21 protein-coding genes, 3 tRNA genes and 1 pseudogene are annotated in these 23497 nt (G+C 40.9%); 12 read left to right on the forward strand and 13 right to left on the reverse strand.

Going from position 1 to position 23497, the window contains the following annotated elements:
• The first annotated feature begins 4 nt into the window (after positions 1-4).
• On the forward strand, positions 5-436 hold the full coding sequence (locus ACX17N_RS02050; protein ID WP_458890914.1) for a hypothetical protein: 432 nt from the start codon (positions 5-7) through the stop codon (positions 434-436).
• A 25-nt stretch (positions 437-461) separates the two neighbouring features.
• Here ACX17N_RS02050 and ACX17N_RS02055 read toward each other — a convergent pair whose 3' ends face one another.
• Positions 462-1130, reverse strand: coding sequence for a class I SAM-dependent methyltransferase (locus tag ACX17N_RS02055; RefSeq protein ID WP_458890915.1), 669 nt, complete (start codon positions 1128-1130; stop codon positions 462-464).
• 294 nt (positions 1131-1424) lie between these two features.
• Entirely contained in the window at positions 1425-2273 is an 849-nt protein-coding gene (gene folD / locus ACX17N_RS02060) for a bifunctional methylenetetrahydrofolate dehydrogenase/methenyltetrahydrofolate cyclohydrolase FolD (RefSeq protein ID WP_458890916.1), read from the reverse strand.
• 152 nt (positions 2274-2425) lie between these two features.
• Between folD and ACX17N_RS02065 the strand changes: the two genes are divergently transcribed.
• Together ACX17N_RS02065 and ACX17N_RS02070 are read left to right on the forward strand one after the other, a co-directional pair.
• Positions 2426-2499, forward strand: a tRNA-Cys gene (locus tag ACX17N_RS02065).
• A 13-nt stretch (positions 2500-2512) separates the two neighbouring features.
• A tRNA-Leu gene (locus ACX17N_RS02070) sits at positions 2513-2598 on the forward strand.
• Positions 2599-2736: 138 nt separating this feature from the next.
• Here ACX17N_RS02070 and ACX17N_RS02075 read toward each other — a convergent pair.
• Together ACX17N_RS02075 and ACX17N_RS02080 are read right to left on the reverse strand one after the other, a co-directional pair.
• On the reverse strand, positions 2737-3675 hold the full coding sequence (locus ACX17N_RS02075) for a helix-turn-helix transcriptional regulator (protein ID WP_458890917.1): 939 nt from the start codon (positions 3673-3675) through the stop codon (positions 2737-2739).
• A gap of 159 nt (positions 3676-3834) precedes the next feature.
• A complete protein-coding gene (locus tag ACX17N_RS02080; RefSeq protein ID WP_458890918.1) occupies positions 3835-3999 on the reverse strand; it encodes a hypothetical protein in 165 nt (54 codons plus the stop codon).
• Between the two features lie 172 nt (positions 4000-4171).
• Here ACX17N_RS02080 and ACX17N_RS02085 point away from each other — a divergent pair, with 172 nt between their 5' ends.
• The gene (locus ACX17N_RS02085; RefSeq protein WP_458890919.1) at positions 4172-4903 is read left to right on the forward strand and encodes a hypothetical protein; all 732 of its coding nucleotides are present in this window, start codon (positions 4172-4174) and stop codon (positions 4901-4903) included.
• Between the two features lie 56 nt (positions 4904-4959).
• Here the strand turns inward: ACX17N_RS02085 and ACX17N_RS02090 are convergent, their stop codons facing one another.
• Entirely contained in the window at positions 4960-6738 is a 1779-nt protein-coding gene (locus ACX17N_RS02090) for an alkaline phosphatase D family protein (RefSeq protein WP_458890920.1), read from the reverse strand.
• Positions 6739-6969: 231 nt separating this feature from the next.
• Between ACX17N_RS02090 and ACX17N_RS02095 the strand changes: the two genes are divergently transcribed.
• Positions 6970-7055, forward strand: a tRNA-Leu gene (locus ACX17N_RS02095).
• Between the two features lie 83 nt (positions 7056-7138).
• Here ACX17N_RS02095 and ACX17N_RS02100 read toward each other — a convergent pair.
• The 5 genes and pseudogenes from ACX17N_RS02100 to rlmE all read right to left on the reverse strand — a co-directional run bounded on the left by ACX17N_RS02100 (position 7139) and on the right by rlmE (position 12971).
• Positions 7139-7453: a DUF5713 family protein gene (locus ACX17N_RS02100; protein ID WP_458890921.1), complete on the reverse strand. Its 315-nt coding sequence runs from the start codon at positions 7451-7453 to the stop codon at positions 7139-7141.
• 124 nt (positions 7454-7577) lie between these two features.
• Positions 7578-9169, reverse strand: a pseudogene (locus ACX17N_RS02105) (vWA domain-containing protein).
• Positions 9170-9295: 126 nt separating this feature from the next.
• Complete coding sequence (gene folP, locus ACX17N_RS02110) at positions 9296-10156, reverse strand: dihydropteroate synthase (RefSeq protein WP_458890922.1); 861 nt, start codon at positions 10154-10156, stop codon at positions 9296-9298.
• A gap of 138 nt (positions 10157-10294) precedes the next feature.
• Positions 10295-12184 carry an ATP-dependent zinc metalloprotease FtsH gene (gene ftsH / locus ACX17N_RS02115; protein WP_458890923.1) on the reverse strand — a complete coding sequence of 630 codons (1890 nt, stop codon included), beginning with the start codon at positions 12182-12184 and terminating at the stop codon, positions 10295-10297.
• Positions 12185-12320: 136 nt separating this feature from the next.
• Positions 12321-12971 carry a 23S rRNA (uridine(2552)-2'-O)-methyltransferase RlmE gene (gene rlmE, locus ACX17N_RS02120; protein WP_458890924.1) on the reverse strand — a complete coding sequence of 217 codons (651 nt, stop codon included), beginning with the start codon at positions 12969-12971 and terminating at the stop codon, positions 12321-12323.
• 185 nt (positions 12972-13156) lie between these two features.
• On the opposite strand from rlmE, the gene yhbY reads away from it, so the two are divergent.
• Both yhbY and ACX17N_RS02130 read left to right on the forward strand, forming a co-directional pair.
• Positions 13157-13480, forward strand: coding sequence for a ribosome assembly RNA-binding protein YhbY (yhbY, locus tag ACX17N_RS02125; RefSeq protein ID WP_458890925.1), 324 nt, complete (start codon positions 13157-13159; stop codon positions 13478-13480).
• Positions 13481-13489: 9 nt separating this feature from the next.
• Positions 13490-14029 carry a DOMON-like domain-containing protein gene (locus tag ACX17N_RS02130; RefSeq protein WP_458890926.1) on the forward strand — a complete coding sequence of 180 codons (540 nt, stop codon included), beginning with the start codon at positions 13490-13492 and terminating at the stop codon, positions 14027-14029.
• A gap of 63 nt (positions 14030-14092) precedes the next feature.
• On the opposite strand, the gene ACX17N_RS02135 is transcribed toward ACX17N_RS02130, so the two are convergent.
• On the reverse strand, positions 14093-14554 hold the full coding sequence (locus ACX17N_RS02135) for a hypothetical protein (RefSeq protein WP_458890927.1): 462 nt from the start codon (positions 14552-14554) through the stop codon (positions 14093-14095).
• 324 nt (positions 14555-14878) lie between these two features.
• On the opposite strand from ACX17N_RS02135, the gene carA reads away from it, so the two are divergent.
• From carA to ACX17N_RS02155, 4 genes are all read left to right on the forward strand, one after another.
• Complete coding sequence (carA, locus tag ACX17N_RS02140) at positions 14879-16018, forward strand: glutamine-hydrolyzing carbamoyl-phosphate synthase small subunit (RefSeq protein ID WP_458890928.1); 1140 nt, start codon at positions 14879-14881, stop codon at positions 16016-16018.
• A 15-nt stretch (positions 16019-16033) separates the two neighbouring features.
• Positions 16034-19267, forward strand: coding sequence for a carbamoyl-phosphate synthase large subunit (gene carB, locus ACX17N_RS02145; RefSeq protein WP_458890929.1), 3234 nt, complete (start codon positions 16034-16036; stop codon positions 19265-19267).
• 92 nt (positions 19268-19359) lie between these two features.
• The gene (gene greA, locus ACX17N_RS02150) at positions 19360-19836 is read left to right on the forward strand and encodes a transcription elongation factor GreA (RefSeq protein WP_458890930.1); all 477 of its coding nucleotides are present in this window, start codon (positions 19360-19362) and stop codon (positions 19834-19836) included.
• 417 nt (positions 19837-20253) lie between these two features.
• Complete coding sequence (locus ACX17N_RS02155; RefSeq protein WP_458890931.1) at positions 20254-20874, forward strand: CatB-related O-acetyltransferase; 621 nt, start codon at positions 20254-20256, stop codon at positions 20872-20874.
• Positions 20875-20878: 4 nt separating this feature from the next.
• Here the strand turns inward: ACX17N_RS02155 and ACX17N_RS02160 are convergent, their stop codons facing one another.
• Positions 20879-22306, reverse strand: a complete 1428-nt coding sequence (locus ACX17N_RS02160; RefSeq protein WP_458890932.1) for a KAP family P-loop NTPase fold protein — start codon at positions 22304-22306, stop codon at positions 20879-20881.
• Between the two features lie 347 nt (positions 22307-22653).
• Here ACX17N_RS02160 and ACX17N_RS02165 point away from each other — a divergent pair, with 347 nt between their 5' ends.
• Positions 22654-23094, forward strand: coding sequence for a universal stress protein (locus ACX17N_RS02165; RefSeq protein ID WP_458890933.1), 441 nt, complete (start codon positions 22654-22656; stop codon positions 23092-23094).
• Between the two features lie 64 nt (positions 23095-23158).
• Here the strand turns inward: ACX17N_RS02165 and ACX17N_RS02170 are convergent, their stop codons facing one another.
• Entirely contained in the window at positions 23159-23494 is a 336-nt protein-coding gene (locus ACX17N_RS02170) for an MGMT family protein (RefSeq protein ID WP_458890934.1), read from the reverse strand.
• Between the last annotated feature and the right edge of the window lie 3 nt (positions 23495-23497).

Raw genomic sequence — 23497 nt, forward strand, 5'->3', positions numbered from 1 at the left:
CGACATGAAAAAAACAGTTCAATTTTTAGGGCTCAGTTTTATCGCTTTTGGACTAGCAGCCTGCCAAAGCACGCCTCAGCAATATAATGGTCAAGTGGGTTACCGTGTAGAAAGCCAGACCACAAACTCAGCAACCCTCGCCTATTCGCTGGCTGGTCGTCAAAATCAAGATTTGGATGAAAAAAAACTACAACGTGCGTGCCAAAAAGTATTAGGGAGCAATAAGACTTATACACTGCAAATTTTAAGTATCAACGAGATCGCTAATCCTGCTGCTGCTCCTTCAGATAGCTATGGTCGTCAAATCGGCAACTCGCGTACCTCTATTGGGCTAAGCAATACCCCAGACCTGCATAGCAGCGAAGACTATGCCACACGTCAAGCTCTAGAGGCGCGTCCAAGCACCTTACGTATCGTACGCTATACTTGCTCTTAAGTTTGAGCATAAGGCGCTATAGCCATTATAGCGTCTTATAAAAACTCACATTACGAAACTCTTTTGCTTCATCCAGATCAGGCCATGTCGTTGCACTGCGCTCATCAATTTTCATATATTTTGCATGACTAAAATTTTTCACTCGACTGTCTGCGACCCAAACTTCGGGGGCAAACTTTAAGAATTCATCTAAGAAAAAACGGTTACATTGATCATATAAGACATCAGCTGCTAACAATACATCAACTTGCTCTGATTGATACAAATCATCCAAATATTCGAGTTCAACCTGATTCAAAATCGCATTTTCCTTACACGACTCTAAACTCACCTTATCGATATCACAACAAATCACACGTTTCGCACCGGCCATTTTCGCAGCAATCGCGACCACGCCTGAACCCGCACCAAAATCCAACACGACTTTGTCTTTTACATGCTGTGGCTCTGCCAATAGCCACTGTGCCATTGCCAACCCCGAAGCCCAGCAAAAGATCCAATACGGTGTTTCATTCCATATTCGGCGAATCACCTCATCATCCAAACGGTCAGTAGGAAATACAGGAGGAATTAACCACAGTGAAATTGGTGTTTCCGGAAGTTGCTGTGCCACCAACTCAGCTTGAGGAATAACTTCATGCAAGGCATCCAATAAATGAGTTGGGGCATTGATCATTTGAGAAGTACAGCTCATTGAATTTATAAACCTTTAACACTATGCAAGATAAGCATCGTTCAGACCGACCTATTCGCATTGAAACACCAAATATACTGACACTGGTATCGCTAGAAGCAACAGATATGGCGATCATAATGCAGCATTTCGTGACTGCAAAGTAGTAATCATCATAAACAAAACCATGAAAATACTTCAAACAGCATTAATGGATGTTTTTTCGATCAGGCCCAAATTCCTTGTCTAAATTCTTCCCATAAAAAAAGCTGCATAGTATTACCTATACAGCTTTTTAGAAGCATACTTAAAGTATTAGCCTAAAGCTTTCTCAGCCGCTTCAACAGTTTGACGAATTAATGTTGTGATGGTCATTGGACCTACACCACCTGGTACAGGCGTATATGCAGATGCAATTTCTTCGATACCCACCAATTGAATATCACCAACACCACCACCATCACGTGGATGGAAGCCAGCATCAACCACAACAGCACCTGGCTTAATCCAGTCTTTTTGAATCAGCTCAGCTTTCCCTACCGCACCTACAATAATGTCGGCTTGTTTAACAAACTCAGAAAGGTTTTGAGTGCGTGAATGGCAAATCGTTACCGTTGCATTTGCTTCCAATAACATTGCAGCCATTGGTTTACCTAAAATGGCAGAACGACCCACCACTACGGCATGCTTACCTGTAATTTCAATGTTGTTTTCTTTCAGGATGGTCATAATCCCTGCTGGAGTTGCTGAACCGTAGGCTGCTTCACCCATCGCCATACGACCAAAACCTAGGCATGTCACACCATCGACATCTTTTTCTAAAGAAATGGCATCAAAGCAAGCACGCTCATCAATTTGCTCAGGCACTGGATGCTGTAACAAAATACCGTGAACATCCGGATTGGCATTTAATTTTTCAATTTCAGCCAACAATTGTTCAGTTGTAGTTTCCTTAGGCAACTCAACTTTTAATGAATCCATACCGACGCGACGGCAGGCATTACCCTTCATACGTACATAAGTCGCTGATGCACCATCGTCACCGACTAAAATCGTTGCCAAAATTGGGGTACGACCTGATTTTGCTTTCAACGCTTCAACACGTGTTAACAAGTCAGTTTCGATTTGTTTTGCCAACGCACGACCATCTAAAATTAATGCCACAGCACATCTCCAAGGTAGATATGAATCAATTTTGCAAATCATACATGATTATTTAGGCAATTTTATTCTATATGATGGTTTTATGTGCATATGCGCCATTTAAAGTATTGTAATTTTTTTAAAGGTTGCTAATATGTGCATCAACAAGACATGGCGGGGTGGCAGAGTGGTCATGCAGCGGACTGCAACTCCGTGTACGCCGGTTCGATTCCGACCTCCGCCTCCAATCTTGTTAAAACGCCCGGGTGGTGAAATAGGTAGACACAGGGGATTTAAAATCCCCCGCCCTCAAAGCGTGCCGGTTCGAGTCCGGCCCCGGGCACCATTTTAAAGCAGTTAAAATGGTGTAATAAAGAATCCAGCGAAAGCTGGTTTTTTTATGTCTAAAATTCAGAAAATTGCTCAATCACAGCACAGTGGATCAAGCAAAATTTGAAAAATAGCTAGCGATGCATCCATAAAATTACAAAATATACTGGTTACCGATATAGGAATGATCGGGTTGTTGCTGCATATATGATTTCAGTTCTAAGAAAAATTTCTGCTTTAAATGCTCTGGTGCCAAAATCTGCACATAAGGAATCCAATAGCGAACAAAAGGTAGCAATTGCATTGGATGGGTAATAGAGATAGACAAATATAAATCGCCATTTTCCATTTCTTTTAAAATGGTTTGTTGAGGAAATTGTTTTTTAAATTTAAAAAATGAAGCCGCCTCAGCATCTACCAATAAATGCACCACCTGTGTTTCTTCACCAAACCAAATACTCTGCTCCTGCTCAAGCTGTTGCAAAATTTCAGGCTTATGCTTAAAAACAGCCAGCTCAGCGCTTTGACTGCGCAATTGAATCCGCCCTAAACGAAAAGCTTTAAGTTTATTATCATGTACAGCGGCCAAATACCAACTGCCAAAATGATGAATTAAACGATAAGGCTGTACCAGACGATATTCTTGACGATAATAAAATTCGACTTCACGCTGTGCTTGAATTGCTTTAGAAAAGCATTCAAACAAGGCAATAAACTGAGTTGAATCTTCGAAACTATAACCTTTCGCCATATAGATTTTTTGCGCATTATCTCCCAGCAATTCCTTTAAAAAAGGAGGTTCTAAACTCGGAAATAATTCACCAATACCTGACAGTTCTGCAAAATTCTGTACGTCCTGTGGTCTAATGCGACTTAGATCGTGCTGTTTCAGATAATATTGCTTTGACACCGGATCATGTATCAACGGTAAATGAATACTTAAACGATCAAAATCACGCACAATTGTCCGTGGGCTGACTGAAAATTCTTGCGCCAATGTCTTGGCATTTAATTTTTGACCATTATTCAGCTTAGTCAAAATGCTTGCCAAACGTTCGGCCAATCGCTCGTGCGGAGCAGTTTTACGCTCCATAGCAACACCCTCAAAACCAATTCATTATTATAAAGTTATAGATACAACACATTTAATCAGTACAGATTATCCGTACTTTGTCTCTCTTTCATTTATCAATACCGTATTTAGCCATAAATGAAAATATATTTTAAAAATATTTTATAAATGACGCCTTCTCTATTTAACGCTTAATCGCGCTTTATATTGCTCCAAATGGATCAAAGAATAATAAAAATGATGGAATTTTTGCGTTCTTAATTCCTTACGGATAAACCCTAAAATCATTCTTTTTTGTGCATTATTAATATGCGGATAATGTAATGGTCCTGCGATAATTCTCATAAAACCCTCCAACTGATCACAGTTTTTGTAAAATATGCTATTAAGTGGTCAGGTGGTGTCACGATTTAACTAAATGGTAAAATTTTTCTACTAAATTGGTTGGTTTTAATCAAGTTTGACGCAGAATTGTTTTTTTGATTTATAATGTGGCAACTCTTAAGTACTAATTTTTATGGTCAGTGATAAGCAGGCAGCACTCTTTTTAAAGCCATTGCAAATTCAATATCCTTCTGCATTTAAGCGTAATTTTGTCTTTTATGGCATGCTCAAAACCAAAGGCTTAATGGATGAAATCAAAGAATTTATTCCTTGGATTTTAGCCATTATGATTTTTGTATCCTTATCTTTGAGCTTAGGTGCTTTAATTGAACAGCACTTTCCTCACTTTAGCCACTTTCAAGCCCATGGTATTGCTGTATTAGGTTTTATGCTGCTGTATATGCTGTATGTTCCGTTCGTACTCAAACAAATGAAACATAGTTCCAGCTCCTGCTATGAGCAACAACAGCATGCGCCAATTAAAATTGCGGTTTTAATTATTTTACAAGCACTTAATATTGCGTTTATTGAAAGTACTTTTCTACAAATTGTATTATTTTTCTTCGCTATGGGATTTGGCTTCGTCAAATTTTATAAAGAAAATCTATTCCGCAATAGTGCGACCCATGTTGGACTGTATTATCTACAAGAATTGCGTCGTTTTAATTTTTGGACATATAAACAAACACTTAAACTAAAAATCATTTTAAAGTTTTCTACTAAAAATACGCCAAAATACCAACAAAGACTAAAAAAACTTCAGCATTTTCAAACATTACATTTAAAATCCATGCACATGGAACAACAGTTATGTCAAACGCATAAATATCAAGATTTAGAAAATTATTTAGATAGCCTAATGTAATCTAACTTCAAGCATTAAAAAAACTGAGCTTTCCCCAGTTTTTTTAATGCCATGATTCATGCTGATTGCGGCAATACTTCCAATGGCTGCAATTGTGAGTTGAATAACAAGCGATAACTGCGCGCTTGATCGACCACATAGGTTTTTTCTTTAATCGTATTAACAAAAATCCAGTCAGACTGCATCTCTTGCTCAGTGAAACTCACCACCAAAAAGCCACGCTGATTTAAATTACAATAAGACAATTCATCAATTAAGAGCTTAAATGCATTTTCAAATTGCTGTAACTGCTCCAAAGGAATATTAAGGTATTTTTCCAAACCCGGTGAAGAAACCGAACTGGTTGCCAGCTCAACTCCAACAAAGGCTTGATCCTGCGTATACAGCTCTGAATACCATGCATTATGCGTATCACCAGCCAAAACTACGACTTTCTTATTCAGCGCTTTAAGGGTTGAATAAAGCACTTCTCGCTCATAATAATAACCATCCCATGCATCCAAATTATACGGTGCCAATGTAGTGACCCTCGCCTTTTCTAATTCTGTGAGACTAGGATCACCTGCTTGCATTCGCAGCTTAATTTGCACCAACTGTGTAATTTGAGCATGCATATTCGTTAAAGTTTCAGCCGTTACTGCTCCACTGCTTATCGCAGCTAATGACAACAACAGCTCGGCAGGAATCAACATTTTCGACATGAGAATCTGCTGTCCCAGCACATTCCAAGTGGCTTGGCTTTGTATTAATTTTTGCAATAACCAATCGCGTTGTTCATATCCCAATAACGTTCGGTCTTGAGCAACAAGATCGGCCTGAAATTGTACAGTGTTTAAGCCTTGTGCCGTCATATAATTGGCATAATCCAACTGCTGATCGCGTGCAATAATGCGCGTGTCCAACATAGTCAACTGTACCAAAGAGCCAAAATTAAACTGTCGGTAAATATGTAGGTGATCATCTTCGGTCACTGGTCGAATCGGCATCCATTCAAAATAAGCTTGTAAAGCGGCCAGTTTACGCTCAGAGAACTTGCCTTCATTTTGCGCCTGTGTCGTTGCTTCCGTATGGTTTTCTGCACCTTCAAGCCAAGTATCATTCGCCAACTCATGATCATCCCAAATCACAATAAAAGGATGACGCTGATGCACACTTTGCAAATCTGCATCGCTACGATACAGCGCATAGCGCTGACGATAATCATCTAGCGTGATGATTTCCTGACTATTCTCAACTGCTAGCATCCGCCCTAATTTCTCAGCGTCTTCTGTTGCGTAACCGTCTTGACCATACTCATAAATATAGTCACCTAAATGCAGGACCACATCCACATCTTGTTTGGCCATTTCACGGTATACATAAAAATATCCCGCTGGGTAATTCGAGCATGAGCAAACGGCAAATTTCACCGCCTTAGCATTTAAAGGCAAGGTTTTGGTTTGACCAATCGGAGAACTGATTTGTCCGAAGCGAAAACGATAATAGTAACGCTGCTGCGCTTGCAAACCGATTGCATCGACTTTGACCGTAAAATCTTGTGCCAAACTGGTTTGTACTTTTCCCGTTAAAATAATTTGGGTAAATTCTTGATCTAACGCCACTTCCCAAACAATATCCAAACGCGCCTGCAGATCATTCGGGGTCACTCGTGTCCATAAAATCACTCGATCCTGCAAAGGATCACCACTGGCAACACCATGCACAAATGCCACACTCACTCCTGAAGATGAATTGTCATCATCCCCGCAAGCGGTCAGTGAAATTGGTAAAGAAAGCGCACCCAAACCTGCGAATGTTTTTTGAATAAGTTCACGGCGCGTTAAGGTATTTGTCATTTTTTTAATCCACTTCTAACGTGAGTTAAAAAATAAGACAACAATATTTAATGATGATCTCAATTGTATGAACATATGATGACAAGATATATGCCACGCTCTGTATAAACTATGATTTTTTAACCATAAACCTATGAATTGAATGAAAATAAAGCAAATATAAGCAAATATAAGCAAATATAAGCAAATAGTCTTGCAAAGAATAATTTCCTCCTCTATTATTGCGCACATGCCCGGGTGGTGAAATAGGTAGACACAGGGGATTTAAAATCCCCCGCCCTCAAAGCGTGCCGGTTCGAGTCCGGCCCCGGGCACCATTTTATACTAATTAAAATGGTGCAATAAAAATCCAGCGAAAGCTGGTTTTTTTATGCCTAAAATAAATAAAAAAAAGAGAGTGTTACCACTCTCGATTTGCAATCAGCTCTTCCATTTCGACATCAAAATGACCGTGTTCCTGCACCACCATCATCATCGCTTCAGCAATATAATCTGCAGCAGTATCATCTAAAGACGAATCCAAATCTTCAAATTGTGGTTTCATCTCATTAATTGCTAAGACTGCCTCATTGGCTAAACGGTAAATATCTGCTGAGCCATCTTTAAGTTTTGCCACCTTTTTCGCAAATTGTACAATGTATTGCTGGACTTCAGCCACCAATACATCTGGGTAATAGTCATCATCAAACATGGGGAGAAGTAAATCTGCAAACATACAGCAACTCAAAACTACTAATAAACGCGAGCCTGTATAGCATAAAGATTTTAAAATACCAAATCTAAAATGGGCTATGCAGCAATAACCCATTTAAATCTAAGCATATTCTACAAAGCCTCAATTATGGTTGAACTGGCTTAGCACTCAGACTTTTCGCTGTTTTGACCAAATCAACAAATTCTGCACGTAAACCAAATTCATCTGGTTGGGCCGCACTTTGTGCTAATTTCAAGATGTCATCCCATTGCATCTGGGCATTATATTGTCCACCGCGTAATTGCTGGGCATAAGCTGCAACCGCAATTGCGAAACGCGTATCTGTAGATGCCTGAGCGAGTGATAGGCTTTGTGCTGGCACAGCTTGACTCAGCAATAGACTTTGACTGTGCTGGGGCTGCTTATAGCGAACATTCACATAAGCATATTCTTGCTGATGATTCAATGTGCCTACAGGTTTAGGCTGATAACGTGAATCATTGAGCCAACCTTTTTGCCCGACAGGAATAATTTCATATAAGGCAGTAACGCTATGCCCTGCACCAATATCCCCGGCATCTACGCGATCATTGTTAAAATCTTCGGTGTTCAACACACGATTTTCATAGCCCAATAACCGATACTCTTTGACTGTCGCAGGATTAAATTCAACTTGAATTTTGACATCTTGTGCAACCGTTGCCAATGTTGAACTCAATTGTCGCTGTAATACCTTTTTGGCTTCACGTTCATTGTCGATATAACTATAGTTACCATCTCCTGCATCCGCCAATTGTTCCATCAACTGCTCATCATAATTTCCTGTGCCAAAGCCGAAGGTGGAAAAAGAGATCCCCGATTTTCGCTTTTCTGCGATCAGGCCTTTTAATGTTTCAAAGTCGGTGATGCCAACATTAAAATCTCCATCGGTTGCAATCAGAATACGGTTGCACCTTGAATATAGGACTTTTGTGCTTGCTCATAAGCCAATTGAATCGCGCGCTCCCCTGAGGTTGCACCACCAGCCTTCAAGCGATGAATCACGCTTAAAATTTTATCTTTTTCTGCACCACCTGTGGCTGCCAAAGCCAAGTCTTCACCACTGGCATAAGTCACAATGGTCACTTTATCTTGTGAACGCAACTGTTCGGTCAACAAGGTCAAAGTTTTCTTGACCAAAGGGAGTTTATTTTCAGCATCCATACTGCCCGAAACATCGACCAAAAAGACCAAATTTGCTGGCGGCAACTGTTTTAGTTCCAAGTCTTTGGCTTTAATCCCAATTCTGATAATTTTCGCATTCGGCTGCCACGGCGAATTCACCACTTCAGTATTCACCGAAAATGGATGCTGCCCTGTTGGATTAGGATAGTGATAGCTAAAATAATTCAGCATTTCTTCAACCCTTACCGCATCTACTGGCGGCAGTTGGCTCGCTTGGGTCAGAAAACGCCTGACATTGCTATAACTACCGGTATCAACATCAATACCAAAGGTAGAAATAGGCTGTTCCGTGACACTGTGCACAGGATTGGTGTCAATTTTCTGATAGTTTTCTGTATTTTCAATCAGCTGTGTTCTATTTTCATAAGCCGCTGACATCGATGTGGGGGCAGGCATTGCCAGACCGACGATTGCAGCTCGGCTCATTGCCATTTGCTGAGGTGGAACTTGTCCACATGCAGCCAATAGCAGAGAAGCCAAGGTCGGGACAGTATGTTTTATTGTTAACTTCATGCTTTATCCTAGTTTTCAAGATGCTTTCTAATTTTGAGTCGCCTTGCAGCGTAACTTATGCAGTCGCTTCATCCCTGAACAGCTAGCTAAATTGCCTCACCTCGCCAGTGCAGACTTATGCAAGTTTCAAAAGGTCTCAGGCGCATGCATAGCCTGCCAGACTTTAATGGCATCGGACATGGCTTTGACGTCATGGACACGTACCATACTTGCCCCTTGCTGAATACTCAGTAAATGCGCAGCAACAGAACCCACTGCACGCTGGGCTGCTTCTGCCCCCCCTAATGCTTCACCAATAAAACGCTTACGTGATAAAGCCGATAGAATCGGATAGCCCAAAGCACTCAGTTTCCAAAACTCATTCAATAGCTTTAAATTCTGCTTAGCATTCTTTGCGAAACCAAAGCCAGGATCAATCATAATATTTTCGGCCCGAACACCTGCAGCAAGCGCATCATTCACTCTCAGTTGCAATTCAGCCATCACATCATGCGTCACATTATGATATTGATCCAGATTATTCATCGTGGTGGGTTCACCACGCATATGCATAATAATAATTGGAATATTCAATTCAGCAGCCGTTGTCAGTGCATGCGGACGGGTTAGTGCACGAACATCATTCCAAATATGCGCCCCAGCTTGTACCGCAGCCCGAATCACTTCCGGCTGTGACGTGTCGATGGAAATAATGACATCATATTGCGACAAGGCTTCAACCACAGGAATCACGCGACGGATTTCTTCTTCAATCTCAACGGCAGATGCCCCGGGACGTGTAGACTCACCACCTACATCAATCACCGTCGCTCCCTCAGCGATCATCTGTAAAGCACGCGTAACAGCAGCTTCTTTTGAATTATGCAAACCACCATCACTAAATGAGTCCGGGGTCACATTTAAAATCCCCATCACATGCGGTTTGGATAAATCTAAACTGTAACGACCACAGGTTAGAATCCGCTGTGGTAAAGGCATGAGCTGCATAAAAGTACTCCTGAAACAATCCTCGCTAGTGTAGCAACTCAAGGTAAAAGCGGGCTGAAAACTTTTCAGTTCATTTGATTTTTCCAATCCCTTAAACAAAAAAAAGAGCCTCATATTGAGGCTCTCTTTAAATTCAGCTTAACTTGCAGGTAATGGAGGTGGTGTTGATGGACCATTAGTTGGCGTTACATCAATCACAGGATTTTCAGCCACATACACTTTTGGTGGTTGTGGTTCACGCCCTTCCATAATGTCACGAATCTGATCACGATCAATGGTTTCCCATTCCATCAAGGCTTTTACCATGGCATGAGCGATGTCTTTATTATTTTCCAAGACCTCACGTGCAACACGGTACTGCTCATCTAGAATACGACGGACTTCTTCGTCCACTTTTTGTTGTGTTGCTTCAGAAATGGTACGGCTACCGACATTACCAAAGAAACCATTTTGGTTTTCATCTTCATAAACCATCACACCCATTTTGTCCGACATACCATATTTGGTGACCATCGCACGTGCCATTTTAGTTGCACGCTCGAAGTCGTTCGAAGCACCAGTGGATTGTTGATTAATAAAGATCTCTTCCGCGATACGACCACCAAACAAGATTGAAAGTTCATTCAACATCTTGTCCTTATAGTGACTAATCTGGTCTTGTTCAGGCAACTGCCAAGTCACACCCAATGCCCAACCACGCGGCATAATTGTAACTTTATGCACAGGATCGGTACCCGGTAGAATTTCCGCAACAATCGCATGACCTGCTTCATGGTATGCCGTAGCACGACGCTCTTCTTCACGAAGCACCATCGATTTACGTTCTGGTCCCATGTAGATTTTATCTTTCGCATCTTCAAAGTCATGCATATCCACCGTATTTTTGTTACGGCGCGCTGCAAAAAGTGCAGCCTCATTGACTAAGTTTGCTAATTGAGCACCCGAGAAACCAGGCGTACCACGCGCAAGGACTTTCAGATCCACACCTGTTACTGAAGGCAATTTCTTCAAATGTACATTGAGGATTTGCTCACGACCTTTAATGTCTGGCAGACCCACCATCACTTGACGGTCAAAACGTCCCGGACGAAGTAAAGCTTTATCCAGTACATCGGCACGGTTAGTTGCAGCAATAACGATAATACCTTCATTACCCTCAAAACCGTCCATTTCAACCAACATCTGGTTCAAGGTCTGTTCGCGCTCATCATGACCGCCACCCGTACCCGAACCACGGTGACGACCAACTGCATCAATCTCATCAATGAAAATGATACATGGTGCATGGCGTTTGGCTTGTTCGAACATATCACGTACACGAGATGCACCGACACCAACAAACATCTCTACGAAATCAGAACCTGAAATACTGAAGAAAGGAACCTTAGCTTCACCTGCAATTGCCTTTGCCAGTAAAGTTTTACCTGTACCTGGAGGCCCGACCATCAAGACGCCTTTCGGAATCGTTGCACCAAGACGTTTAAACTTCGCAGGATCTTTCAAGAAGTCCACAATTTCAACGACTTCTTGTTTCGCTTCATCACAGCCCGCAACATCGGTAAATGTAACTTTAATTTGGTCTTCAGAAAGCATTTTCGCCTTTGACTTACCAAAACTCATTGGACCGTTTTTACCACCTGCTCCGCCACCCATGTTGCGCATAAAGAACATGAATAACAAAATGATTAAAAGTACAGGGAAGCTTGCAATGAGAAGTTGCATCAACAATCCTTGACGTTGTGGTGCAGTACCTTCAACGACAACATTGTTTTTAATCAGGCTCGGCATCAATTCAGGATCTTGCACCGCAGGACGGATACTTTCGAACTCAGATCCATTTGATTTAGTGCCACTAATTCTTTCACCATCAATTGTGACTTGCTTAATTTGACCAGCATTCACCGCAGTAACGAACTCTGAATAGTTCATTGCAGTCGGCTTATCTCGGTCACTGATGTTGCTGAAAATCAGAATCAGCACACCCAGTATAATGAGCCACAACACGGCATTCTTGAAGAGATCGCTCAAAGCTTTATTCCCATATCAATCTAATTTGATCATGCCCAAGGATGGGTGACCTTAATAATGTAAGCTGTAAACCCAGCTGTTCAATAATGTAAAAAAGTACAAAATGCACAATTTTTAACGCGTTGGCAAGTAAACTTTACTTTAAAGCTTTCTTACGGCCCTGCCCGATCAAAAAAACCTCTTTTGAACGTGCACGAGATGCAGCTGGCTTTGCCGTCTTCAACACATCAAAACTATCGACCACTTGTTTACGGAATTCATCAAATCCTGTGCCTTGGAAAACCTTCACCACAAACTGCCCATTCGGTCCTAAAACCTTATTGGCAAAGTCGAGTGCAAGTTCACAAAGGTAGATTTGGCGAGGTTGATCTACAGCTTTATTACCTGATGTATTGGGGGCCATATCTGAAATTACAACATCTACAACCCGACCATTTAAAATATTTAACAATTTTTCGAAGACTTCTTCCTCACGGAAGTCACCTTGTAAAAAAGTCACATCAGGCAATGCATCCATTTCTAAAATATCTGATGCGATAACTAAACCTTTGTCACCGACCAGCTTTCCTGCGATTTGCGACCAGCTCCCTGGAGCAGCACCCAAATCGACCACGGTCATACCGGGCTTAATAATTTTATATTTTTCTTGAATTTCCAATAGCTTGTAAGCAGCACGCGCTCGATAACCCTCTTTCTGCGCTTTTTTCACAAAAGGATCATCTAGATGTTCTCTCATCCACGCACGACTACTTTTGGATAATTTTTGATTGGTAATGCGTGTTGCCATAACTCTCTGTGTATATAAAAACTTCTAATTTTTTATTGTACGTGAAAAACCAAGTGCTTGCAGTATACATCTGTATCTAATTCGACTCATTCCGCCTGATTTTTTCAATTAACCAGATCGATTATTTCAACCGCTTCTACTCAACTTTGCTATACTAGGTCGTTTTTAAAATTAGGTTATCTTTCATGGCGGCTTTATCTATTCAGGAACGCAAGCGTTTACGTCAAATTGGTCATGCACTTAATCCAGTTGTGATGATTGGTGGTCAAGGTTTAACTGAAAATGTCGTTGAGGAAACTAACCGTGCATTACACGACCACGAGCTGATTAAAATTAAAATCGCTGGTGAAGACCGTGAAGCCCGCGTTGCAGTGATTGCAGAAATTGCAGAAGTCACTGGTGCTGAAGTTGTACAGACCATTGGTAAAATTGCATTGCTGTACAAAAAAGCCAAACAACAGAATCCAAAACTTTCTAATCTTGTTCGTCACGCGCATTTATCGAAGTAATCTTTCTTTATGGCTAGCTACGAACTGAGCGCTTTTGACCGACGCTTTCAGGCAATTTCTGTGGTGGGTGCGATTGAACAAGTCAGCCCATTTAACTTAAATGTTGGTTTTTGGATTCGAGATCCAAATCAATGGATTGAATGGCCGAACTTGGTTGCAGCTCACCCGCGTCAGGATTTTCTCTGGGAAGAAACCTGTTTTGAAATTTTTGTTGGGGTTAAACACGAAGACTTTTATCGTGAAATTAACCTGTCTCCGTCGCAAGCTTGGCAAGCCTATCAATTTGAAGAGTATCGCTACCCTGAAGATATGCCACCACTTGCAGCGTACGATATTGAGCTGAATCAGCTGAAACGCACACATTATGGCTTGAATATTAGTCTCGATTTCACTGAATTTATGCTACAGCACAAATTAAAATGGTCTGACTTGTTTGTTGGTTTAACTGCTGTCTTGAAAACCTCCCAAGGCGAACAGTTTTATGCCATGCAACATAGCAGCCCTCAGGCAGATTTTCACAATAAGCGCGACTGGTTACACCAGTTCTAAAAAATACGTCACCGTTTAGCACAGCACGGTGACGTATTTTTTGCTGACGACTTCTCTTACAAGTTAGTTTGAAGACGCTTCCTTACTGGCAACTTTGTTCCATGCTTCAAGGGTATGTTCTTTAGAGCGTTTAAACGTTTCGGTTAACTGGTCTTTATGTTTCACTGAAATTTGACTGACATCATCTTTCAGTTCCTTACCAAATTTTGTTAGATCTTCAATCACTGCATTAACTTCAGTTTTCACAAAATCTTTAAGTTCTGTTAAGTCTTTTTGCGAAAAATTTAACTGTGATTTAAGGCTTTCAATGCGTTGTACTACATCTTCTTTAAGCTGACGAATTTGATCTTGCACGGTCGCATTCAGTTGCTTTGCTTCTTCAGCGACCTTTTCTTCAGCTTCTGTAACAGCTTCTGCTACCTGCTTTTTCGCTTGCTTGGCTACTTTCTCAAGCTTTTCTGAACTTTCCGTGACAACTTCTTTCAAGGTATCAGCGGCTTCGGTTGGTTTTTTTTCTACTGTCATGATGGGCTACCTATTGTTATGTCTAAGAAGGGTTACAGCTTAGCTTGGATGGATAAATTTTAGACGTTGATTTGTCAGACAATTCTTAATTACTTACATTTTACAATTTGCTCAACAAAACAACTTTCAGAAAAAAGCAAGCCTTTTATAATTTTATTGTTGAGTTTTGGCGTGGACTTTTCAGGTGTTGATGCGTATAATGCGCTGTTAAGTTACAAGCGAGCAGACACAAGGGAGGGTAGGTTTTTTTATAGCCTTCCTTTTTTTTCGTCTACTCGCTTTTTTACAGCCCTATTTTTGTGGTTTTAGTTCAGGAGCTTTGGTTTGAGCATCCCCGCCATTTTAGCCCTTGCCGACGGTACAATCTTTAAAGGTACGTCTATCGGTGCAACGGGAAGTACGACAGGTGAAGTCGTTTTCAACACAGCCATGACTGGCTATCAAGAAATTTTGACCGACCCAAGTTATGCACAACAACTTGTGACATTAACTTATCCGCATATTGGTAATACCGGTTGTAACTCTGAAGATGCAGAGTCTGGCCGTATTCATAAAGTGTGGGCCAACGGTTTAATTATCCGTGACCTTCCTTTATTGCATAGCAACTTCCGTGCAGAACAATCTTTAGGTGAATACCTTGTAGAGCACAATGTTGTTGCGATTGCAGATATCGATACCCGTAAATTAACCCGCATTTTACGTGCCAAAGGTGCGCAAAATGGTTGTATTCTCGCTGGCGAAAATATTACTGAAGAAGAGGCTTTGGCAAAAGCTCGTGCATTCGGCGGCTTGAATGGTTTAGACCTTGCAAAAGAATGTTGTGATCCTGAAGGATTTGAATGGACTGAAGGCTCATGGGTTCTTGGTCAAGGCTTTACTCAACCTGAACACAAATTCCATGTTGTAGCGTACGACTACGGTGTCAAAACCAACATCTTACGTATGCTCGCAGACCGCGGTTGTAAATTGACGGTGGTCCCTGCACAAACTCCAGCAGAAAAAGTACTCGCGCTGAATCCAGATGGCGTGTTCTTATCGAATGGTCCTGGTGACCCTGCTGCGTGTGACTATGCCATTGAAGCTGTAAAAACAATCGTAGATACCACTGATTTACCAGTATTTGGTATCTGTTTAGGTCACCAAATTCTTGCTCTTGCTTCAGGTGCAAAAACTGTGAAAATGCCTCATGGCCATCACGGTGCAAACCACCCTGTGCAAAACATTGAAGATGGGACTGTGATGATTACTTCTCAGAACCACGGCTTTGCTGTAGAAGCAGAAACTTTACCTGCAAACATGAAAGCAACGCATAAATCATTGTTTGACGGTACCCTACAAGGGATTCACCGTACAGACAAGCCAGCGTTTAGCTTCCAAGGTCACCCTGAAGCAAGCCCAGGTCCACATGACTGTGCCCCATTGTTCGATCATTTCATCGAACTTATTGAAGCATCTAAGAAGTAATTAAGGAGCGAAATAATGCCTAAACGTACGGATATTAAAAGCATCTTAATTATCGGTGCTGGTCCGATTGTGATTGGTCAAGCCTGTGAGTTTGACTATTCAGGTGCGCAAGCATGTAAAGCCCTTCGTGAAGAAGGCTACCGTGTTATTTTGGTGAACTCTAACCCAGCAACCATTATGACCGACCCATCAATGGCGGATGCAACGTATATTGAGCCAATTACTTGGCAAACTGTTGCTGCCATTATTGAGAAGGAACGCCCAGATGCAGTTCTTCCGACAATGGGTGGTCAAACTGCATTGAACTGTGCCCTTGCACTTGATGAGCATGGCATTTTAGAAAAATTCAATGTTGAATTGATTGGTGCAACCAAAGAAGCAATCGAAAAAGCGGAAGACCGTAAACTTTTCGATATCGCGATGCGTAAAATTGGTCTTGAATGTCCAAAAGCTGACATTGCTGAGTCAATGGAACAAGCTTTAGAAATTCAAGCACGCTTTGGCTTCCCTGTGATTATCCGTCCTTCATTCACCATGGGTGGTTCAGGTGGCGGTATTGCATATAACAAAGAAGAATTTATCGAAATCTGTGAACGTGGTTTCGATCTTTCTCCAACTAAACAATTATTGATTGATGAATCTCTAATTGGTTGGAAAGAATATGAGATGGAAGTTGTTCGTGACAAAAACGACAACTGTATCATCGTCTGTGCGATTGAAAACTTTGACCCAATGGGCGTACACACTGGTGACTCAATCACCGTTGCTCCTGCGCAAACATTGACAGACAAAGAATACCAATTGATGCGTAATGCCTCTTTAGCAGTATTGCGTGAAATTGGTGTTGAAACGGGTGGTTCTAACGTTCAATTCGGTATTAACCCGAAAGATGGACGTATGGTCATCATCGAGATGAACCCACGTGTATCTCGTTCGTCTGCTTTAGCCTCTAAAGCAACTGGTTTCCCAATTGCAAAAATTGCAGCGAAACTTGCTGTGGGTTATACCCTTGATGAATTGAAAAATGACATCACTGGCGGTACAACTCCTGCGTCATTCGAACCTTCGATTGACTATGTTGTGACTAAGATTCCACGTTTCAACTTCGAAAAATTCCCACAAGCTGAGCCAGTATTAACAACTCAGATGAAATCTGTGGGCGAAGTGATGGCGATTGGCCGTAACTTCCAAGAATCTGTAAACAAAGCACTTCGTGGTCTAGAAGTTGGCGTTTCTGGATTCGATGAGAAAATCGAAGTGGGTGCTGAAGGCGCGAAAGATAAGATCTTAAAAGAACTTAACGTTCCAGGTCCTGAGCGTATTTGGTACGTTGCGGATGCGTTCCGTCACGGCTTCACTTTAGATGACGTGTTTGAAGCGACCAAAATCGACAAATGGTTCTTGATTCAAATTCAGGACATCGTCAAAACTGAAAATGAAATCAAAACTTTAGGTTTTGGTGATTTAACAGCTGAAAACATCCGCGCGTTCAAACGCAAAGGTTTATCTGACCTTCGCATTGCGGACTTGATGGGTATTTCACAAAAGCAATTCCGTAAGCACCGTTGGAACTTGGGTGTAACCCCAGTTTACAAACGTGTAGATACATGTGCCGCTGAGTTCGAATCTGACACAGCCTATATGTACTCAACTTATGATGAAGAGTGTGAATCTAACCCTTCAACTAAAGACAAGATCATGGTCATCGGTGGTGGTCCTAACCGTATTGGTCAAGGGATCGAGTTTGACTATTGCTGTGTACACGCGGCACTTGCTATGCGTGAAGACGGTTACGAAACCATTATGGTGAACTGTAACCCTGAAACAGTGTCAACTGACTACGATACTTCTGATCGTTTGTACTTCGAACCGATTACGCTTGAAGATGTACTCGAAATCGTTCGTACTGAAAAGCCTAAAGGCATTATCGTTCAGTACGGCGGTCAAACTCCGTTGAAATTGGCGCGTGCTTTAGAAGAAGCTGGTGCACCAATTATCGGTACATCTCCAGATGCGATTGACCGTGCAGAAGACCGTGAACGTTTCCAACAAATGATTCAACGTCTGCAATTACGTCAACCAAACAACAGCATCGTGAAGTCTGCTGAAGAAGGTATTTCTGAAGCGGCAAAAGTGGGCTACCCACTGGTTGTTCGTCCATCTTATGTATTGGGTGGTCGTGCGATGGAAATCGTTTACAACGAAGATGAGCTTAAACGCTACCTTCGCGAAGCAGTCCAAGCATCTAACGAAGCGCCTGTATTGCTTGACCACTTCCTTGATGATGCTACTGAAGTCGATGTTGACTGTGTCTCTGACGGTAAAAATGTGGTGATTGGCGGGATCATGCAGCACATTGAACAAGCGGGTATTCACTCTGGTGACTCTGCATGTTCGATTCCTCCTTACTCGCTTTCACAAGAAGTTCAAGACGAAATGCGTCGTCAAACTGTGGCTATGGCCAAAGAGCTTGGCGTAATTGGTTTGATGAACGTTCAGTTTGCGGTGAAAGGCAACGACATTTATGTACTCGAAGTGAACCCACGTGCATCACGTACCGTGCCTTTCGTTTCGAAATGTATTGGCGAATCTTTAGCGAAAGTTGCTGCACGTTGTATGGCGGGTCAGTCATTAGAATCTCAAGGTTTTACGAAAGAGATTATTCCGACTCACTTTGCTGTTAAAGAAGCTGTCTTCCCATTCGCGAAATTCCCTGGCGTTGACCCAATGCTTGGTCCTGAGATGAAATCTACAGGTGAAGTGATGGGTGTAGGTAAAACATTTGGTGAAGCATTCTACAAAGCAGTGCTAGGTTCAAATGAACGCTTACCAGGTTTACCGACAGAAGGCGAAGTAAAACACGCATTCTTGTCTGTACGTGAATCTGACAAAAAACACATCGTTGATATTGCGAAAAAATTTGTTTCTTACGGTTTCAAACTTGTGGCTACTGGTGGTACGCATGACGTACTCAGCCAAGCAGGTTTAGCGTGTGAACGTGTAAATAAAGTTACCGAAGGCCGTCCACACATTGTAGACCGCTTGAAAAATGGTGAAATACACCTTATTGTCAATACCACTGAGGGCAAACGTGCTCAGTATGACTCAGCAATGATCCGTCGTGCTGCGTTACAAGGTAAAGTGTATTACACAACCACCATTAACGGTGCTGAAGCAGTTTGCCAAGCATTTGGAATCCAATTACCAATGGATGTATACCGTTTGCAAGATTTACAAACAGTAGGTTAATTCGTTTCCGATAAGTCCCGTCACCTTATCGGTGGCGGGCTTTTTTTTATTTTATTGACCAGTATTTTTTAATACCAACACGAGGGACAACAATGCAACGTTATCCTATGACTCCTGAAGGCAAAATCGCCTTAGAGAAAGAGTTACAGCAACTTAAATCTGTTGAACGTCCACGCATTACACAAGCAATTGCTGAAGCGCGTGAGCATGGCGATTTGAAAGAAAATGCTGAATACCATGCAGCACGTGAACAACAAGGTTTCTGTGAAGGTCGCATTCAGGATATTGAAGGCAAATTAGGTGCCTGCCAAGTGATTGATGTAAAAGAACTTGAGCAAAATGGTCGCGTTGTTTTTGGTGTAACAGTTACCATTGAAAACTTGGATACTGAAGAACAAAAAACCTATAAAATAGTAGGTGATGATGAAGCAGATTTCAAAATTAACAAGATTTCTGTGAACTCTCCAATTGCACGTGGCCTACTTGGTAAAAACGAAGGCGACGAAGCAAAAATTCAAACACCAAATGGTGAAGTAGAATACGAAATTGTAAAAGTTGAATATATCTAAATCTTCTGATATTTACAGCTGTAAAAACCCCTCGATTGAGGGGTTTTTTGTATAGAATGGGGTTAAAAACCTATTTAAAACAATGACTCAAATCATGGACAACAGAATCATTCAAGCTGGCTACTTTGCCATTGCTGGATTGTTTTTAGGAATCATCCTAGCAATTACATGGTCACTTTATATCAACAGTAGTACTAGCTCAGTACTGATTATCCTGATGACAACAACGCTTTGCTCTCTGCTCGGTTTTGTTTTTCCCAATTCGATTCAACACAGGTTCAAGTTATTTTGGAATCTGCTTCGCTAACCCAGCTTGATCATCCACAACTTTAATCTAGTGCACGAGATGTGTTATCGAATAGGGAATCTTGACGCAATCCGCTATAATTCTCAGATCCATTTCTTCTGATGCTCGTCATGTCTGAACCTTTGATTAACTCCCCTGTCAAACACTGGTGTGAATTTGAATTCATCGCGAAAACCGTAAAGAATCCGAATATTCACATCAAAGGGAATTATTCATATTATTCAGCGTACTGGGATCAGGGTTTTGAACGTTGTGTGGTGCGTTATTTACACGACAAGCCTTCAACGCCTGAAAAACCAATTGACCAACTTCTTATTGGCAACTTTGTCTGCTTTGGGGCTGAATGCGTGATTATGATGGGCGGTAACCAGCTACATCGCACTGACTGGATTTCAGCTTTTCCCTTTGATACCCGTAGTTTTGTCCCTGCGGGAGATACCATCATAGGTGATGGTTGCTGGATTGGCAGTCGTGCCATGATTATGCAAGGGGTAACTCTGGGCGAAGGGGCTGTAGTGGCGACGGGTGCTGTGGTTACTAAAGATATTCCACCCTACGCAGTCGTGGGTGGTGTACCTGCAAAAATTATAAAATATCGCTTTCCTGAAGAAGATATTCAAAAACTGCTTGCCCTCAAACTTTATGATTTAGATGAAAAGCAGTTTTTAAAGATACGTGAACAGTTGCAGACGGATGATGTTGATCAACTTTTAGATTATTTTAATTCTTAATGAACTAAAGTCCCCTGCTTATATAAGATTGCCAATTACTGATGAAATTATTGGAATGATCGAATTCGTAAATAGATACTTTTCTTAAAATTGAACTTAAATGAAATTCTGGCTCCGTACTACTTTTAGCCTTCTCGTAGCCAGTAAGCAACTGATTTATAAATGTATCCTTAATATTCAGGTTATAGTTCAAAATTAATTGAAACCATTCAGATTCACTTATACCTTCAATACCTCTATTTCCAAATGTTCTCAAATTGTGCTTCCTCATAAAATCTTCTTTATCAGGACATAAATAAGTATTTATTTTTTTGATAACTGAATTGATATAAATATGATAGTTAGCATAAGGCTCCTGCCCCATTATTAAACTTAACAAAACTAAATTTTTACTGGTATCGCTAGTTCTAAGCAATGCGTATTTGTTAATTTTTTTTGTTAGCTCTCTACTATTTAATTTTTTGTCCAATTGTAATCCTAATGCCCAAACAAAAAATTCATTAGTATGTTCTAACGACTCTAACTCTCCAACTCTAAACAATTGATTTCTTATCACCCTTTCAAAATCATACTCATCTCTATTTGTTGATAAATGAACTGTAAAATCTACAAACTTCTCTAAATAATCACCACTTAGTACAGGATCATATCCATAATAAGTCTTTATCGATTGTAATAATTGCGGTTTATTCATTACTAAAATAAAGACAATCTTCGGAATATCAAAAAAATGTTTAATCCTTTCAATCAAGCGAATTGCAAAATCAGGGCGACAACGATCCAACTCATCTATAATAAAAACCAAAGGCTTCTCTAATTTTTCTGCAAGTTTTGCAAGTTCATCTTTAAAATCACGAACTGTTTCTTTTTCAACTTGGTGATTTTCAATCTTCTTTTCAATTTGCTCTTTTACTTTAGCTGTAATTTCCTCATTGGCAGAATCATAAAAATCTTTACCTTCTTTATAAACCTCCTGAATCGCTTCTCCTGCACCACCAAGACCAATCCAATGTAATCCTGCTTTTGCTGCGATTAATGGCAAAATTGAGGCTAATGAAATTAATACCGATGCCGTTGTTGAATTAAACTCTTTAACATCTAACGAGCTAATTTCATCTGAATCCTTAAATGCTTGACTTATCTTTGAGGCAATTGTTAAGAAAGGATCGTCTAAGTAATCATTTGCAAAAGCATCGAGATAAATCACGTTATGCTTTTCATCTTCCAGATGCTTTTGCCAGTGCCTTACAAACCACGTTTTCCCCTCTCCCCAACGTGCATCTAAAGCAAGCACAGCACCACAATTCAGACGATCAACATAGTTAGTCAATTGAATACCTAAACGCTGACGATCCCAAAGATCACCTTCCCAAGCAGCTTCAATATTATCTAAATTCGTTCTATTCCAATTTAATTGAGTTTGATCAGTCATGTATTGTTTGTTATTAATAAGTTCGCAATATCATACTATGCCTCATAAATGTGACCAAGCTTCATCCATTTAAGCACTTGTCCACATAAAAATGCCTTAACTTAGCTGTTTCATTTTTCTCACAATTTTTACCCGACTTTAGTACAACAACGCATACTTTTTCAGCAAAAAACGTGCTAAGTTAGGTAATGAAATCGACGGTTTATACAACCTTATCCTTATGAAAATACTAGGTTTTATAAAGTCAAAATTAGCGTTAGTATAAAAGCATAAACAATAATTTTGAGTCGCAACTCTCAAATATACAACTTCTAGAATGATTGTAATGACAACAAGGAGTAATACAGATGGCTTATCATAACATTTTGGTTCCAGTGGACGGTTCAGAAACCTCTTTTGCAGCGGTGAAGCAAGCAGCAGAACTTGCCAAAGTTTTTGGCAGTAAAATTACTGTGGTTCAAGTGCTTGCTTTAGACCCATACATTGCTGCTGAATACATTACTGCAGCACAAACCAATGATCTGATTGAGCGTGCTCGTACATCTATTTTAAGTACACTTGAAGAAGCAAAAGCAAAATTCAGTGCTGAAGGTCTTGACGTTGAAACTCGCCTGCTCGAAGGACAAGTCATCCATCAAGAAATTATTAATGCCGCGAAAGACACCAATGCAGATTTAATTGTGATTGGTTCACATGGTCGTACAGGTTTGAAAAAATTATTCTTGGGCAGCGTTGCACAAAATATTTTGGGTGATACAGGCGTACCTGTTTTGGTGGTTCGTCAATAATTTAATCTATCGACTTGGTCTTACATTCAAAACTCAGCATTGGATGTAAGGCCTTTTTAATTGGCTAGCGAATCTCACCCGTCCACTGATACAGTTTTAAATTAACCTTCCCTGCGACAACTGCAATATTCTCCGCTTGTAATTTCACAATTTGAAGATTATCTCCCTGCGCATCGAGCTTACTTAGGCTAATTTTGCCTTGCGAATTGATCACGCGATGCCACGGCAAATCGTCTTCCACCTGCTGCAATACGCGACCAACCATACGGGCATGTTTTGGCAACCCTGCCATTTTGGCAATTTGCCCATAAGTCGCTACTTTGCCATATGGAATCAAGGCAACCACTTGCAGTATCAGCACACTCAGCTCTTGGGACGATGTTTTGGCAACTGACATCATCAA

Source organism: Acinetobacter sp. GXMZU3951 (assembly GCF_054457875.1).

Excerpts from the sequence above, each read along its gene's own strand:
- ACX17N_RS02050 (WP_458890914.1), top strand. The coding sequence starts at position 5 with ATGAAAAAAACAGTTCAATTTTTAGGGCTCAGTTTTATCGCTTTTGGA.
- ACX17N_RS02055 (WP_458890915.1), bottom strand. The coding sequence starts at position 1,130 with ATGAGCTGTACTTCTCAAATGATCAATGCCCCAACTCATTTATTGGAT.
- ACX17N_RS02075 (WP_458890917.1), bottom strand. The coding sequence starts at position 3,675 with ATGGAGCGTAAAACTGCTCCGCACGAGCGATTGGCCGAACGTTTGGCA.
- ACX17N_RS02080 (WP_458890918.1), bottom strand. The coding sequence starts at position 3,999 with ATGAGAATTATCGCAGGACCATTACATTATCCGCATATTAATAATGCA.
- ACX17N_RS02085 (WP_458890919.1), top strand. The coding sequence starts at position 4,172 with ATGGTCAGTGATAAGCAGGCAGCACTCTTTTTAAAGCCATTGCAAATT.
- ACX17N_RS02090 (WP_458890920.1), bottom strand. The coding sequence starts at position 6,738 with ATGACAAATACCTTAACGCGCCGTGAACTTATTCAAAAAACATTCGCA.
- ACX17N_RS02100 (WP_458890921.1), bottom strand. The coding sequence starts at position 7,453 with ATGTTTGCAGATTTACTTCTCCCCATGTTTGATGATGACTATTACCCA.
- folP (WP_458890922.1), bottom strand. The coding sequence starts at position 10,156 with ATGCAGCTCATGCCTTTACCACAGCGGATTCTAACCTGTGGTCGTTAC.
- rlmE (WP_458890924.1), bottom strand. The coding sequence starts at position 12,971 with ATGGCAACACGCATTACCAATCAAAAATTATCCAAAAGTAGTCGTGCG.
- yhbY (WP_458890925.1), top strand. The coding sequence starts at position 13,157 with ATGGCGGCTTTATCTATTCAGGAACGCAAGCGTTTACGTCAAATTGGT.
- ACX17N_RS02130 (WP_458890926.1), top strand. The coding sequence starts at position 13,490 with ATGGCTAGCTACGAACTGAGCGCTTTTGACCGACGCTTTCAGGCAATT.
- ACX17N_RS02135 (WP_458890927.1), bottom strand. The coding sequence starts at position 14,554 with ATGACAGTAGAAAAAAAACCAACCGAAGCCGCTGATACCTTGAAAGAA.
- carB (WP_458890929.1), top strand. The coding sequence starts at position 16,034 with ATGCCTAAACGTACGGATATTAAAAGCATCTTAATTATCGGTGCTGGT.
- greA (WP_458890930.1), top strand. The coding sequence starts at position 19,360 with ATGCAACGTTATCCTATGACTCCTGAAGGCAAAATCGCCTTAGAGAAA.
- ACX17N_RS02155 (WP_458890931.1), top strand. The coding sequence starts at position 20,254 with ATGTCTGAACCTTTGATTAACTCCCCTGTCAAACACTGGTGTGAATTT.
- ACX17N_RS02160 (WP_458890932.1), bottom strand. The coding sequence starts at position 22,306 with ATGACTGATCAAACTCAATTAAATTGGAATAGAACGAATTTAGATAAT.
- ACX17N_RS02165 (WP_458890933.1), top strand. The coding sequence starts at position 22,654 with ATGGCTTATCATAACATTTTGGTTCCAGTGGACGGTTCAGAAACCTCT.
- ACX17N_RS02170 (WP_458890934.1), bottom strand. The coding sequence starts at position 23,494 with ATGATGTCAGTTGCCAAAACATCGTCCCAAGAGCTGAGTGTGCTGATA.